The following is a 13,318-nucleotide window of genomic DNA, read 5'->3' on the forward strand; positions in this document are numbered from 1 at the left end:
AGATCGCGCTCGGCCGGAGAATAGAAGGCAAGCCCGATGTCGGTGCGGCCCTCGCGCACGGCGGCCACGACATGGTCGCTGCCGTCGATCGTCACGTCGAACGAGATGCCGGGATGACGCTTGCTGAAACGCGCGATCGCCCGCGGCAAGAGGTGCTGCACGAGCGATTCGATCGACTGGATGGTGACGGTGCCCCGCCGCAGTCCCTTCAGCGCATCGAGTTCGGAGCGCACGCGCTCGACCTGGCGCAGGCTCGAGCGCGCATGGCGCAGGAAGATCTCGCCGGCAGAGGTCAGCTCGACGCCCCGCGGATGGCGATGAAACAGCGGCACACCGAACTCGTCCTCGAGCTTCTGGATCTGGCGGCTGAGCGCCGACTGGGCGATGTGCAGCTCCTCGGCTGCTTCGCGGATCGAGCGATGCCGCGCCACCGCAGCAAAGTAACGCAAGCCGGCGTTGATCATGTTTGTCCCCCTCCTCCCCGGTAATCCGGGGAGGTGTCGCCGTCTTCGGCGACGGAGGAGTCATCGGAACCACCACTGATGCTCATGACCCCTCCGTCCGCGAAGACGCGGACAACCTCCCAAGCGAAGACGCTGGGACAGTGATGTCGGATCGGCATCACTTCAACGCCAAAATTGATCTTGTGCGATCACCACTTCCGGCGCCCAATCGCGCGGGGATCGAGGGGACTTGCAATGCCGGACTTCGTTGGTGAAGCGATCGACAGACTCGTCACGATCGAGGCGAAGAATCGCGGCATGCCGCATGGCATCCTGCTGCCGATGTACGACGCGGCGCGCAGGGCGGCCGGCGGCCGGCCGGTGACGATGGTCGCCGCCGAGGGATTGAAGCAGCATCTCGGCAGGGGCGACGTGGTGTTCGTCATGACGGGCGCCGGCTACGAACCGACCATGCCCAAGGGCGAGAGCGATGGTCCGCCGGGTGCCGCCGCCCTGGCCCGCATCCTCTATCGCGGGCTGGGCGCCATCCCGGTCTTCGTCAACGAGGAATGCCACGCCGACCCGATCGTGGCATCGAGCGAGGCGGCCGGCCTGATGGTGAAGCCGTTCGCCCAGGCGCGCGACCGTCATCTCGGCGCCGCCATCGTCAACGCGCCGACCAGGCAGTCGGAGATCAAGAGTTGGATCGCGAGGCTGTTCGAAGACTACAAGCCCAAGGCCGTGGTCAGCGCCGAGCGCTTGGGCGCCGGCGCCGACGGCAACGTCCACACCGCGACCGGCCTGCCACTCACCGGCCCGGACTCGCAGTTCGAAGGCTGCATCGACATCGGCGACGTCGTCACCGAGGCCAACAGGCGCGGCATCTTCTCGGTCGGCATCGGCGATCACGGCAACGAGCTGGGCTTCGGCACGATCTACGACGCCGTCGTCAAGACCATGCCCAAGGGCAAGGCGCTCGCCACCGTGGTCAAGACCGACGTCGTGGTGCCGGCCATGATGTCGAACTGGGGTTGCTACGGCATCGAGGGCTGCCTGGCCTTCCTGCTGCGCCGGCCGGAGCTCATCCATACGCCGGAGATGGAGAAACGCATCGTCCAAGCCTGCCTCGATGCCGGCGGCCTCGAGGCGATGTACTGCACCACCGACTTCTTCGTCGACGGTCTCGATGGCGAGACATCGATGGCCTTCATGCAGATCCTGTCCAACATCGTACGCAAGAACCTCGAGCCGCCCGGCACCGGCCTGACGCACTGAGGGCATGCGGCCATGACCGCTCCCGAGCAGCCGGAACATGATCGGACGCCACAACGGGTCGCCATATCCTGCAGGTCGACGGCGTGCCGGCCGATCCTTCCTGCACCGTCGTCACCCCGCCGGGCTTCATGCCGCGCAACGGCCTGGGCAACAGATTCAAGCGTGCGTTCCAGGAGAACATGAATGGCTATCGACGAGATCGTCGGCGATTCGATCGACCGCGCCGTCAACATCGAGATGCGGTTTCGCGCCGGCCTGCCGCGCGGCGTGACCTATCCGCTCTATGAGGCGGCGCGCAGGAAGCAGGGCAAGCCGCTCACCTGGCTCGCCGCCAAGCTCTTGAAGGACAAGGTGAAGGCGGGCCAGCACGTGTTCGTCGTCACCGGTGCCGGCACGCCGCCCGGACTGCCGGCCGGCGAGACCGATGGCCCGCCGGGCGCCGCCGCGATCGCCCGCGCGATCGAGATCGGGCTCGGCGCCAAGCCGGTCCTGATCAGCGAGGAGCGCAACATGCCCGCCGTCGTCAAATCGACCGAGGCCGCCGGGATAGCCGTGGTCGACGAAGACTTGTTCAGGCAGCGCCGCTCCTGCGCCCTGGCCATCAACTACCCCCTGGGCGACGCCGAGGGAAAGATTGCGGCGGCGGAGCTCAGCCAGAAATTCAAGCCGGCGGCGATGATCTTCATCGAGAAGGTCGGGCCCAACACCAAGGGCATCTACCATTCGATCATGGGAACGCCGCGCACGCCGGACAGGATCGCCAGCGCCTATCACCTCGCCGAGTACGCCAGGGCGAACGGCATCCCGACGATCGGCGTCGGAGACGGCGGCAACGAGATTGGCTGCGGCGTCATCAAGGACGCCGTGCGCGAGATCCAGCCGTTCGGCAAGGATTGCGGCTGCCCCTGCCACGGCGGCGTTGGCACGGTTACTGAATGCGACGTGCTGGTGTTTGCCGCCGTGTCGAACTGGGGAGCCTACGGGATCGCCGCGGCGTTGGCCGGCCATCTGGGAGATCGCGAGGTGCTGCATGATGAGGCGACCGAGCTGCGCATCGTGCTGGGCAGCGTCGCCGGCGGCGCGATGGATGGCGCCTATTCGCGCCTCATCCCCTACGTCGACGGCACGTCCGATCGGGTGCAGGCGAGCCTGATCACGATCCTGCACCAGATCGTCGAGAACGGACTGAAGGAATACGACAGGGGCTTCTGAAGAATCGTCTCGAGAGGAGGCAATCATGAGCAAGGTGTCCAGGCCGGTTGGCCAACGTGTCACGCGTCGCGGATTTTCTGCGGGTGTGCTGGGTACGGGTCTCATGTTGGGCGCAGGACGCAGCCCGGCCCTCGCCCAGGGCCGCCGCGATCTGCGCGTCGGCGTGTTCGGCGGCGAGTTCGGCAATCTGAGCCCGGTGATCCGCTACGACATCCAGGGCGGGCTGGTCGTCTACAACGTGTTCGACGGGCTGGTGAGCATCGACTTCGCCAAGCGCACCATCGAGCCGCTGATGGCAACGGAATGGTCGAACCCCGATCCGCTGACCTGGCGCATCAAGCTGCGCGAGGGCGTGAAGTGGCAGAAGGGCTTCGGGGAGCTCACCGCCGAGGACCTCGTCTACACCTGGAACTTCCATTTCGAGTCCAAGAGCTTCCAGATCGGCACGGCGCTGTTCCCGATCGACACGGTGAAGGCCGACGGCAAGTACGTCGTCGAGGTCAAGACCAAGCAGCCCTTCGGCGCCTTCCCGGGCGTGACCATGGGCTATGGCGGGCTCGTGATCTGCGCCAGGGCGCACAAGGAGATGGGCAACCAGGCCTACAGCGCGACGCCGATCGGCAACGGGCCGTTCCAGATCGAGACCAAGCGCGGCACCGAGATCGTGCTGGCGAAGAATCCCGACTACTGGAATCCGGGCCTGCCCAAGCTCGACCGCATCGTCTACCGCGCCATTCCTGATTCGACGACGCGCCTGCAGGCGCTGGTCAAGAACGAGCTCGACTTCGTGACCCATCCCGATCCCAAGGAAGTGGGTGCGATGCGCAAGAACGCCAACTTCAAGGTGAGCTCGACGCCGGGCTGGGCGTGGGACTACCAGCAGTTCAATCTCACGGTCCGTCCCGAGCTGCCCTACCACAACAAGCTGGTGCGGCAGGCGATCTCCTATGCGATCGACCGCGAGGCCATCTGCAACGAGATCTACTACGGCGAGGCGATCCCGACCGACAACCAGATCCCGGCCGGCTACATGGGCCATCGCGGGCCGCTGCTGAAATACCCCAAGAACGGCGACCTGAAGAAGGCCAAGGAGCTGATGGCGCAGGCCGGCGTCAAGGGCTACGAGGTCGAGGTCATCACCTCGGACAAGGACTGGCTGCGCAAGGAGCTCGAGCTGGTCGCCGCGATGGTGAGCCAGATCGGCATCACCTACAAGATCAAGAACATGGACATGGGCGGGTTCAACAATTTATGGCTCAACCGCCGCTTCGAGCAGAACCTCGAGGACATCACCCTGGTGGCGCCCGACCCCGACGCGACCTCGTGGTGGTTCATGCACAGCAAGGGCATGGCGAGCGGCTACCGGGTCGGCGAGATGGACATGATGCTGGACGGCGCGCGTTCCGAGCTCAACCAGAAGACGCGCGAGGGCATCTACCACAAGATCGTCGACACCGTCCTGGAGGAGTGCCCGCTGATCTACCACTGCAACACCAACAACATCCAGATCCTCAACAAGAACCTGACGGGCTTCGTTCCGACGCCGCAGGAGTACATGGAGCGGCTGGATACGGTGGCGTGGGGGTGACCCCGAAGCGCATGACTGCGCCACCTCTTCTTCCTCCCCGGCTTCGCTGGGGAGGTGTCAGCGTAATCGCGGGCGGAGGGGTCATTGCTGGAAGCGCGCCACTCCTGTGGCGCTCATGGGATGTGTGATCGACAAGAAGAGCGCCACAGGAGTGGCACGCCAAGTGGCACGCCCCCAGCCATGAGCACCATGACCCCTCCGTCGCCGTATGACGGCGACACCTCCCCAGCAAAGCTGGGCAGGAGAATGAGGGGCCGTGGCGCGCTCCCGACGATGAAGATCGAATAACCCATGTGGCACTATCTCGGTCGCCGGCTGATCCAGGTTCCGCTGGTCCTGCTCGTCGTCTCGCTGATGACGTTCCTGATCACGCGGGCCACGCCGGGCGACCCGGTGCAGATCATGCTGGGCATGCAGACCTCGAAGGAGGCGGCCGACGCGATGCGCGCCGAGTTCAACCTCGATCGCTCGCTGCCCGAGCAGTATGTCCTTTGGGTCGCCAGAGTGGCGACCGGCGATCTCGGGCGCTCGATCAGGCTCAACGATACGGTGACATCGCTGCTCGCCGAGCGCTTCCCGGTGAGCCTGCAGCTGGCGCTCGCCGCCATGCTGTTCGCGCTCGCCGTCTCGATCCCGCTCGGCGTGCTGGCGGCGCTCAGGCGCAACACCTGGATCGACTATCTCTGCACCGGCTACACGGTTCTGGGCTTCGCCGTGCCCAATTTCGGGCTGGCGCTGATCCTGATCTACGTCTTCTCGATAAAGCTCGACTGGCTGCCCATCACCGGCATCGGCTCGATGGAAGCCGCGGCCGGCGGCTGGTGGAGCTACATCGCGCCCTTCATCGTGCCGGCGATCGCGCTCGGCACGCTGCAGACCGCGATGCTGACGCGCCTGCTGCGCTCGAGCATGATCGATATCCTCTCGCAGGATTACATGCGCACCGCGCGCGCCAAGGGCCTGCTGCCGGCGACCGTGGTCATCGTGCACGCGCTCAAGAATGCCATGATCCCGTTCGTCACCATGGCGACCGTGCAGTTCGGCTACATGATCGGCATCCAGGTGACGATCGAATACATCTTCGCCGTGCCGGGGATGGGCTCGGCCGTGCTCAATGCCGTCGTCACGCGCGACTTCCCGGTGATTCAGGGCTTTACGCTCGTCATCGCCGCCTTCTTCCTGTTCGCGAACATCATGGCCGACCTGCTCTACGCGCTGCTCGATCCGCGCATCCGGTACTGAGCGATGGCCCTTGCGCAGCCTCCCACCACGCCTCGCTTCGCCGGTTCGCTTCGTCTGGCGGCGCGCCAGTTCCCGCGCCATCGCGCCGCCCTGATCGGGCTGGTATGCCTCGTGCTGATCTGCCTGGCGGCGGCGCTGGCGCCGCTGATCGCGCCTTACGACCCGGTGCAGATCAAGCTCTCGGCCAAACTCAAGCCACCCTCCTTCGAGCATCTGCTGGGCACCGACCATTTCGGCCGCGACGTCTTCTCGCGCCTGCTCTACGGCGGCCGCACGTCGCTCAGCGTCGGCCTGCTGGTGGTGGCCTTCGCCTTCGTGCTCGGCGTGCCGCTTGGCCTCGCCTCGGGCTATTTCGGCGGCCGCACCGACAACCTGCTGATGCGCCTGGTCGACGCCTTTCTGACCTTCCCGCCGCTGCTGCTCGCGGTCGCCCTGGTCGGCCTGCTCGGTCCCGACATCCAAAACGTCATGCTGGCGCTCGGGCTGGTGCAGGCGCCGGTACTGGCCCGCATGGTGCGCGGCAGCACGCTGGCGGTACGCGAGGAAGTCTACGTCACCGCTGCACGGGCGCTGGGCGCAGGTCCGGGTCGCATCGTCGTCTCCCACCTGCTGCGCAACGTCGTCTCGCCGATCGTCGTGCAGCTCACCGTCGTGTTCGCCGCCGCCGTCGTCGCCGAGGCGTCGCTGAGCTTCCTGGGTTTCGGCACCCAGCCGCCGCAGCCGAGTTGGGGCCGCGACATGAGCGAGGCACGGCGGTTCCTGGGCGATGCGCCGTGGATGTTCCTCGGCCCGACCGGCGCCATCATGCTGTGCGTGCTCAGCATCAACTTCCTGGGCGACGGCCTGCGCGACGCACTCGATCCACGCGCCTGGCGCACCCGCCGCACCGTCGCTGCCGACGAGCGCTGACGCCATGCCGCTGCTCGCCGTCCGCAACCTGCGCACCCGCTTCGCTACCGATCGCGGCACCGTGCGCGCCGTCGACGGTGTGTCGTTCGATCTCGCCGAGGGCGAGGTGCTGGGCCTGGTCGGCGAAAGCGGCAGCGGCAAGAGCGTGACGGCGCTCTCGGTGATGCGGCTGGTGCCGGAACCGCCTGGCCAGGTGACGGCCGATTCGATGAGCTTCGACGGCATCGACCTTCTGCGCCTCACGGAAGCCCAGGCGCGCGCGGTGCGCGGCGCCAGCATGGCCATGGTCTTCCAGGATCCGATGCGATCGCTCAATCCGGTGCTGAGCATCGGCCGCCAGCTCGTCGAGGTCCTGCAGCGCCATCAGAAGCTCGACCGGCGGGCAGCCCGCCGCCGCGCCGTCGAGCTCCTGGAGATGGTGGGCATTCCGCTGGCGGAGAAGCGGCTGGCGGCCTACCCGCACCAGTTCTCGGGCGGAATGCGCCAGCGCGTGATGATCGCCATCGCGCTTTCCTGCAATCCGCGACTGCTGATCGCCGACGAGGCAACGACGGCGCTCGACGTCACCATCCAGGCGCAGATCGTCGACCTGGTGAAGCGCCTGACGCGCGAGCGCGGCACGTCGGTGATCTGGATCAGTCACGATCTCGGCGTGGTCGCCAATCTGTGCGACCGGGTCAACGTGATGTATGCCGGCCGCATCGTCGAATCGGCGCCGATCCGGGACCTGTTCCGCCGTCCGAGCCACGGCTACACGCTCGGCCTCCTGGGCTCGACTCCGCGCATCGACGGCCCTGCCCTGCGCCGCCTGTCGCCGATCGAAGGGCTGCCGCCCAACCTGATCGATCCCCTGCCGCTCTGCCCGTTCCTGCCGCGCTGTCGTGTGTCGGTCGCGGCCTGCCGCGAGCGCGCGCCCGACCGCCGCGATCTCGGCCGCGAGCACTGGGCCTCCTGCTTCGCCGACCTCGGCCCGCGTAGCCCATGACGGCCCTGCTCCAGGTCGACGATCTCCGGGTGCATTTCGGGGCCGCGGGCGCGCCCGGCACCGTCAAGGCGGTGGACGGCATCAGCTTCAGCGTCGAACGTGGCCGCACGCTGGGCCTCGTCGGTGAATCGGGCTGCGGCAAGTCGACGACCGGCTACGCTATCCTGCAGCTGGTGCGGCCGACCACTGGCCGCGTGCTCTACGACGGCACCGATCTCTGCCGCGCCGATACGGGCACGCTGCGCCGCCTGAGGCGCAGGCTGCAGATCATCTTCCAGGACTCGCACGCCTCCCTCAATCCGCGCATGCCGATTGGCGACCTGATCGGCGAGGCGCTCGACATCCACGGCCTCTACAAGGGCCGGGCACGCGCCGGGCGCATCCACGAGCTGCTCGACCTGGTCGGGTTGGCGGGCCATCTGATCGAGCGCTATCCGCACGAGCTGAGCGGTGGCCAGGCGCAGCGTGTCGCCATCTGCCGCGCGCTCGCGGTGGAACCGGAGCTGATCGTGTGCGACGAGCCGGTGTCGGCGCTCGACGTCTCGATCCAGGCGCAGATCGTCAACCTGCTGCAGGACCTGCAGGAGCGGCTCGGTCTCACCTACATCTTCATTTCGCACGATCTCAGCGTCGTGCGGCACATGAGCGACCAGGTGGCCGTGATGTATCTCGGCAAGATCGTCGAGATGGCCGGCAAGGACGAGATCTACGCCCGGCCCGCGCACCCCTACACCCGGGCACTGATGTCGGCGATCCCGGTGCCCGATCCCGACAGCGAGGCGCAACGCCAGCGCATCATCCTCGCGGGCGACCTGCCGAACCCGGCCAACCCGCCATCGGGCTGCCGCTTCCGCACCCGCTGCCCGATCGCGATCGCCGCCTGCGCGGCCGCCGATCCGCTGCCGCACGGCCTGTCGGCGAGCCATTGGGCCAAGTGCATCCGGCTGGGCGAGGGAAGTTGACCCGAAGCGTCGGAAGGACACTCATTGCTGGGAGCGCCACTCCGATGGCGCTCATCTTCTCGATCGCAGATCCCATAAGCGCCATCGGAGTGGTGCTCCCAGCAATGAATTTACCCCTTCTTCAGCCCGGCGACGAACACCTCCTGTGGCGGCGCTTTCGCCGGATCGACGTGGCGAAGCCAGTGGAAGGCGCGGTAGGGCGCCCACTCGTCGTGCAGGGTGCGCAGCTGGGCAACGGCTTCGGGGTGGGAATCGACGCGCAGATCGAGCTCGTCGCGGGGCGACGCGCCGCGCACGATCAGCGCCGCCGAACGCTCGGGCAGGTGACCGCTGCCGCCGACCTGGCCGCCGGCATCGCGGCCGGCTTCGATGGCCGACAGCAGGCGCTCGTCGAGGTCGCGCTCGGGTGCCGCCGTAAAGGCCGCGATCATGGCGTCGATCACGTGCTCGCCGGCCAGCACGTTGCCGGCGGCGACGTAGCCCTGGCCGCTCTTGTGGCCGGTCCATGGCCGAGTCTTGCTGCCGGTGAAGCCGGCCGTCCGGCCGAAACTGTCGAGCACAATGAGCTGGCGAAATTCGATCTGCGGATCGGCCTGCTTCATCAGCGCCAGAGCCTGCTCAGCCGGATGACCTTGCGCCAGGAGATTGAGACCGAGCGTTCGGAGCTCGAAATTCACGAAGGCCTGGCTGGAGATCGCGCCCACGCCGCCGCGGATCGCCGGACAGAGCATGCCAACCACCAGCGAATAGGTCGCGACGCCGATGCCTACCTGTCCGGTGCGCGCGCAATGCCCGAGAAGAGTGAATGTCATGCCTCGCTCCCGATGTCTCGACATCACGATGCCGCGAAGAGTTCTTTGCGCACAGGAGAATAATCTTCGGGCAGGCATGCAGAATATGACAAGGCTCACCTGCGCACGGCGACACCGTCGTGGCCTATATATTGCTGCACGCCCGGCGGCCGCCGGGCTAGGCTGCTGCTGACCTCGCGAGGATGAAAGTGATGACTGCGAAATTTCCTTTGACGCGCCGCGCCGCCCTGGGCGGAGCGTCCGCCCTTGCCGGAATGTCTGCCCTGGCCCAGACCGGTCAACGCGCCGCGGCGCAGACCGCGCAGCCGAAGAAAGGGGGCACGCTCACCTTCATCCAGAACAGCGAGCCGCAGACCCTGGTGGCCCTGACCACCGTGGCGACGCCGGCGCTCACGGTCAGCGCCAAGGTGACGGAAGGCCTGCTCGAGTACGACTACGACATCAATCCGCGGCCGGCGCTGGCCATCGAATGGACCATCAGCCCCGACGGCAAGCGCTACGCCTTCAAGCTCAGGCCCAACGTCAAGTTCCACGACGGCAAGCCGTTCACCTCGGCTGACGTCGCCTACTCGATCCAGCTGCTCAAGACCGTTCATCCGCGCGGCCGCAACACCTTCGCCAACGTCACCGAGGTCAAGACTCCCGATCCGCTGACGGCGATCATCGAGCTGTCCAAGCCGGCGCCCTATCTGATCAAGGCGCTCACCGCGGCCGAGGCGCCGATGATGCCGCGCCACATCTACGAAGGCACCGATCCTCTGGCCAACCAGAACGGCAACGCGCCGATCGGCACCGGACCGTACAGGTTCAAGGAATGGGCGCGCGGCAGCCACATCGTCTACGAGCGCAATCCCGACTACTGGCAGCCCGACCTGCCGCGCGTCGATCGCATCGTCTTCAAGATCCTGCCCGATACCGGCGCCCGCTCGATCGCTTTCGAGAACGGCTCGGGCGACCTCGGCTACCGCACGCCGGTGGCACTGGCCGATCTCGATCGCCTGAAGAAGGTGCCGCATCTCGTGTTCGAGACCAAGGGCACCAGCTACTCCTACAATGTCTCCTGCCTGCAGTTCAATCTGGACAGCCAGTACTTCAAGCATCTCAAGGTGCGGCAGGCGGTGGCGCACGCCATCGACCGCGCGCTGCTGATCAAGACGGTGGCCTACGGCTACGGCACGGTGTGCTACTCGCCGATCGCGCCCGGCCTCAAGGCGTTCCACGATCCCACGCCCAGCCCCTACAAGCTCGACCTGAAGAAGGCCGAGTCGCTGCTCGACGAGGCCGGCTTCCCGCGCGGCGACAACAAGATCCGCTTCAAGGTGCCGCTCGACTACAATCCGATCGGCGACGAAAGCCGCCGCGCCAGCGAGTTCCTGCGCGCCGCGCTGGGCCGCATCGGCATCGGCGTCGAGGTGCGAGCACAGGACTCCTCGGCATTCGTCAAGCGCATCTACACCGACCGCGCCTTCGACTTCACCTACAACGGGCATTCCAACCTGTTCGACCCGACGGTCGGCGTGCAGCGCATCTACTGGTCGAAGAATTTCAAGAAGGGCGTGCCGTTCTCCAACGGTTCGCACTACGAGAACCCCAAGGTCGACGCCCTGCTCGAAGGGGCGGCGGTCGAGATCGACCCGGCCAAGCGCAAGGAGATGTTCTTCGAGTTCCAGAGGATCGTCGCCCAGGAGATCCCCGACGTCCCGCTCTACTCGCCGCTCTACCTCACGATCAAGAACAAGCGCGTGCACGACGAATCGCTCACCGCCGACGGCGTCGAGGCCAACCTGGCGCAGGTCTGGCTCGATGCATAGGGCCGACCGTCATGGTCATCTGGACTGCGGGCGTCCCGCCCGCTCATTCTCTGCGAGTCATGCGCTGGGAGCGCGCCGCTCCCGTGGCGCTCTTCTCGTTGTCACACACCCCATGAGCGCCACAGGAGTGGCGCGGTCCCAGCAATGAGCATGAGCGGGCGGGACGCCCGCGGTCCGGAAGAATCATGAGGATGGGACGCCGCATCGCGGCGACCTTCAGGCGTACCGCGATCCATGCCGGCCCCACGGTGCTCGGCATCATCGTGCTCGATTTCCTGCTGCTGCAGCTGATGCCGGGCGACGCCGCCGACGTGATCGCCGCGGAGTCGGGCACCGCGACCGCCGAGACCATGGCGGCGTTGCGCGAGCGCTTCGGGCTCGACCAGCCGGTCTTCACCCAGCTGGTAAATTTCCTGAGCCACCTCGCAAGCTTCGATCTCGGCTTCTCGCCGCGCTACAACATGCCGGTCCTCGACATGATCATGACGCGCCTGCCCGGCACGCTGCTGCTGATGGTGACGGCGCTGTCGCTCGCCCTGCTGCTCGGCATCGCGCTCGGCTCGGTGATGGCGGCGTGGGCGGGGCGCTGGCCGGACCGCGTGCTGTCGGTCGTGGTGCTGCTGTTCTATTCGATGCCGGGCTTCTGGGTCGGCCTGATGGCGGTGGTGCTGTTCTCGGTCAAGCTGGGCTGGCTGCCGAGCGACAGCAACATGACGGTCGGCGCCAACTTTACCGGCTGGGCCATGATCGCCGACCGCGCCGCGCACCTCGTGCTGCCGGCGCTGGCGCTGGCCTCGTTCTTCGTCGCCGTCTATGCCCGCCTGACGCGCGCCTCGATGCTCGAGGTGCAGCGCCAGGATTTCATGCGCACCGCCGAGGCCAAGGGCCTGCATCCCTTCTTCATTCAGTTGCGTCACGCCCTGCGCAACGCCCTGATCCCCGTGACCACGGTGGCCGGCATGCATCTCGGCAACCTGCTGGGCGGCGCCGTCGTGATCGAGACGCTGTTCGGCTGGCCCGGCATGGGCCGGCTGGCGCTCGAGGCGGTGCTCGCCCGCGACTTTTCCGTCCTGCTGGGCGTGCTGCTGCTTTCCTCCTTCCTGGTGATCCTGGCCAACATGGTGATCGACCTGCTGCACGCCTGGCTCGATCCGCGCATCGGGGCGACGTGACGTGAGCACGCCCGATCTCACCACCCCCTTGCCGGTCACCGACCTCGGCAATCGCGCGGCACCGCGCAAGGGCCGGCGCCTGCGCGCCTTCGTGCACAACCCGACCTTCGTCGCCGGCGCCATCATCCTGGGCATCGTCGTGCTGGTGGCCCTGTCCGCCGATCTGCTGTGTCCCGGCGATCCGCAGGACATGGCGGGGCCGCCGCTGCTGTGGCCGGGCAGCGACGCCGAGTTCCCGCTCGGCACCGATTCGCTCGGCCGCAACGTGCTGGCCCTGCTGGTGCATGGATCGCGCGCCTCGCTGCTGGTCGGCATCTCGGCGGCGGCGATCGGGCTTGCCATCGGAATGGTCGTGGGCTCCGTCGCCGGCTTCTTCGGCGGCTGGGTCGACACCCTGCTGACGCGCCTGATCGAGCTGTTCCAGACCACGCCCACCTTCCTGCTGGTGGTGGTGATCGTGGCGATCCGCGAGCCGTCGCTGCAGACCATAGCGCTCGCCATCGGTCTGGCCTCGTGGCCCACCGTGGCGCGGCTGGTGCGTGCCCAGTTCCGTTCGCTGCGCGAGTCCGATTTCGTCGTCGCGGCGCGCAGCCTGGGCTATTCGCGCCTACGCATCATCGTGCAGGAGATCCTGCCCAACGCGCTGCCTCCGGTGATCGTCGCCGCCTCGGTGATGATCGCCAACGCCATCCTCACCGAGGCCGGCCTCTCCTTCCTCAACATGCGCGATCCCAACGTGGTGAGCTGGGGCGGCATGATCGGCGACAGCCGCGACCAGCTGCGCAACGCCTGGTTCCTGACCGCGCTGCCCGGCGCCGCCATCGCCGCCACCGTGCTGTCGCTCAACCTGGTGGGCGACGGCCTGAACGAGATCCTGAACCCGCGGTCCGACCCGTGAACCAGCTCC

12 protein-coding genes are annotated in these 13,318 nt (G+C 67.0%); 10 read left to right on the forward strand and 2 right to left on the reverse strand.

Annotated features, from left to right (window positions below; genetic code table 11):
* On the reverse strand, positions 1–464 hold a 464-nt coding region (locus tag AB7O82_RS16505), incomplete at its 3' end, for a LysR family transcriptional regulator (protein WP_428619786.1).
* Between the two features lie 234 nt (positions 465–698).
* Between AB7O82_RS16505 and AB7O82_RS16510 the strand changes: the two genes are divergently transcribed.
* From AB7O82_RS16510 to AB7O82_RS16540, 7 genes are all read left to right on the forward strand, one after another.
* Positions 699–1,718 (forward strand): glutamate cyclase domain-containing protein, encoded by a 1,020-nt coding sequence (locus tag AB7O82_RS16510; RefSeq protein WP_428619787.1) that lies wholly within the window; start codon positions 699–701, stop codon positions 1,716–1,718.
* Between the two features lie 183 nt (positions 1,719–1,901).
* Positions 1,902–2,930, forward strand: a complete 1,029-nt coding sequence (locus AB7O82_RS16515) for a glutamate cyclase domain-containing protein (protein WP_428548288.1) — start codon at positions 1,902–1,904, stop codon at positions 2,928–2,930.
* Between the two features lie 25 nt (positions 2,931–2,955).
* Positions 2,956–4,518 carry an ABC transporter substrate-binding protein gene (locus tag AB7O82_RS16520; protein ID WP_428548285.1) on the forward strand — a complete coding sequence of 521 codons (1,563 nt, stop codon included), beginning with the start codon at positions 2,956–2,958 and terminating at the stop codon, positions 4,516–4,518.
* A gap of 291 nt (positions 4,519–4,809) precedes the next feature.
* A complete protein-coding gene (locus tag AB7O82_RS16525) occupies positions 4,810–5,760 on the forward strand; it encodes an ABC transporter permease (protein WP_428548282.1) in 951 nt (316 codons plus the stop codon).
* A 3-nt stretch (positions 5,761–5,763) separates the two neighbouring features.
* Entirely contained in the window at positions 5,764–6,669 is a 906-nt protein-coding gene (locus AB7O82_RS16530; RefSeq protein ID WP_428548278.1) for an ABC transporter permease, read from the forward strand.
* A 4-nt stretch (positions 6,670–6,673) separates the two neighbouring features.
* Positions 6,674–7,654 (forward strand): ABC transporter ATP-binding protein, encoded by a 981-nt coding sequence (locus AB7O82_RS16535; RefSeq protein ID WP_428548275.1) that lies wholly within the window; start codon positions 6,674–6,676, stop codon positions 7,652–7,654.
* Positions 7,651–8,616 (forward strand): ABC transporter ATP-binding protein, encoded by a 966-nt coding sequence (locus tag AB7O82_RS16540; protein WP_428548272.1) that lies wholly within the window; start codon positions 7,651–7,653, stop codon positions 8,614–8,616. Before AB7O82_RS16535 ends, AB7O82_RS16540 begins: the two co-directional genes overlap by 4 nt.
* 110 nt (positions 8,617–8,726) lie before the next feature.
* On the opposite strand, the gene AB7O82_RS16545 is transcribed toward AB7O82_RS16540, so the two are convergent.
* Positions 8,727–9,428 (reverse strand): DUF1028 domain-containing protein, encoded by a 702-nt coding sequence (locus AB7O82_RS16545; RefSeq protein WP_428619789.1) that lies wholly within the window; start codon positions 9,426–9,428, stop codon positions 8,727–8,729.
* Between the two features lie 191 nt (positions 9,429–9,619).
* Here AB7O82_RS16545 and AB7O82_RS16550 point away from each other — a divergent pair, with 191 nt between their 5' ends.
* The 3 genes from AB7O82_RS16550 to AB7O82_RS16560 all read left to right on the forward strand — a co-directional run bounded on the left by AB7O82_RS16550 (position 9,620) and on the right by AB7O82_RS16560 (position 13,309).
* Complete coding sequence (locus AB7O82_RS16550) at positions 9,620–11,239, forward strand: ABC transporter substrate-binding protein (RefSeq protein WP_428548266.1); 1,620 nt, start codon at positions 9,620–9,622, stop codon at positions 11,237–11,239.
* A 185-nt stretch (positions 11,240–11,424) separates the two neighbouring features.
* The gene (locus AB7O82_RS16555) at positions 11,425–12,411 is read left to right on the forward strand and encodes an ABC transporter permease (RefSeq protein WP_428548263.1); all 987 of its coding nucleotides are present in this window, start codon (positions 11,425–11,427) and stop codon (positions 12,409–12,411) included.
* 1 nt (position 12,412) lies between these two features.
* Positions 12,413–13,309, forward strand: a complete 897-nt coding sequence (locus AB7O82_RS16560) for an ABC transporter permease (protein ID WP_428548260.1) — start codon at positions 12,413–12,415, stop codon at positions 13,307–13,309.
* The last annotated feature ends 9 nt before the right edge of the window (positions 13,310–13,318 follow it).

The sequence above is a fragment of the Reyranella sp. genome (genome assembly GCF_050185545.1).
GTDB lineage: Bacteria > Pseudomonadota > Alphaproteobacteria > Reyranellales > Reyranellaceae > Reyranella.

Excerpts from the sequence above, each read along its gene's own strand:
- AB7O82_RS16520 (WP_428548285.1), top strand. The coding sequence starts at position 2,956 with ATGAGCAAGGTGTCCAGGCCGGTTGGCCAACGTGTCACGCGTCGCGGA.
- AB7O82_RS16535 (WP_428548275.1), top strand. The coding sequence starts at position 6,674 with ATGCCGCTGCTCGCCGTCCGCAACCTGCGCACCCGCTTCGCTACCGAT.
- AB7O82_RS16525 (WP_428548282.1), top strand. The coding sequence starts at position 4,810 with ATGTGGCACTATCTCGGTCGCCGGCTGATCCAGGTTCCGCTGGTCCTG.
- AB7O82_RS16545 (WP_428619789.1), bottom strand. The coding sequence starts at position 9,428 with ATGACATTCACTCTTCTCGGGCATTGCGCGCGCACCGGACAGGTAGGC.
- AB7O82_RS16555 (WP_428548263.1), top strand. The coding sequence starts at position 11,425 with ATGAGGATGGGACGCCGCATCGCGGCGACCTTCAGGCGTACCGCGATC.
- AB7O82_RS16550 (WP_428548266.1), top strand. The coding sequence starts at position 9,620 with ATGACTGCGAAATTTCCTTTGACGCGCCGCGCCGCCCTGGGCGGAGCG.
- AB7O82_RS16540 (WP_428548272.1), top strand. The coding sequence starts at position 7,651 with ATGACGGCCCTGCTCCAGGTCGACGATCTCCGGGTGCATTTCGGGGCC.
- AB7O82_RS16510 (WP_428619787.1), top strand. The coding sequence starts at position 699 with ATGCCGGACTTCGTTGGTGAAGCGATCGACAGACTCGTCACGATCGAG.
- AB7O82_RS16515 (WP_428548288.1), top strand. The coding sequence starts at position 1,902 with ATGGCTATCGACGAGATCGTCGGCGATTCGATCGACCGCGCCGTCAAC.
- AB7O82_RS16530 (WP_428548278.1), top strand. The coding sequence starts at position 5,764 with ATGGCCCTTGCGCAGCCTCCCACCACGCCTCGCTTCGCCGGTTCGCTT.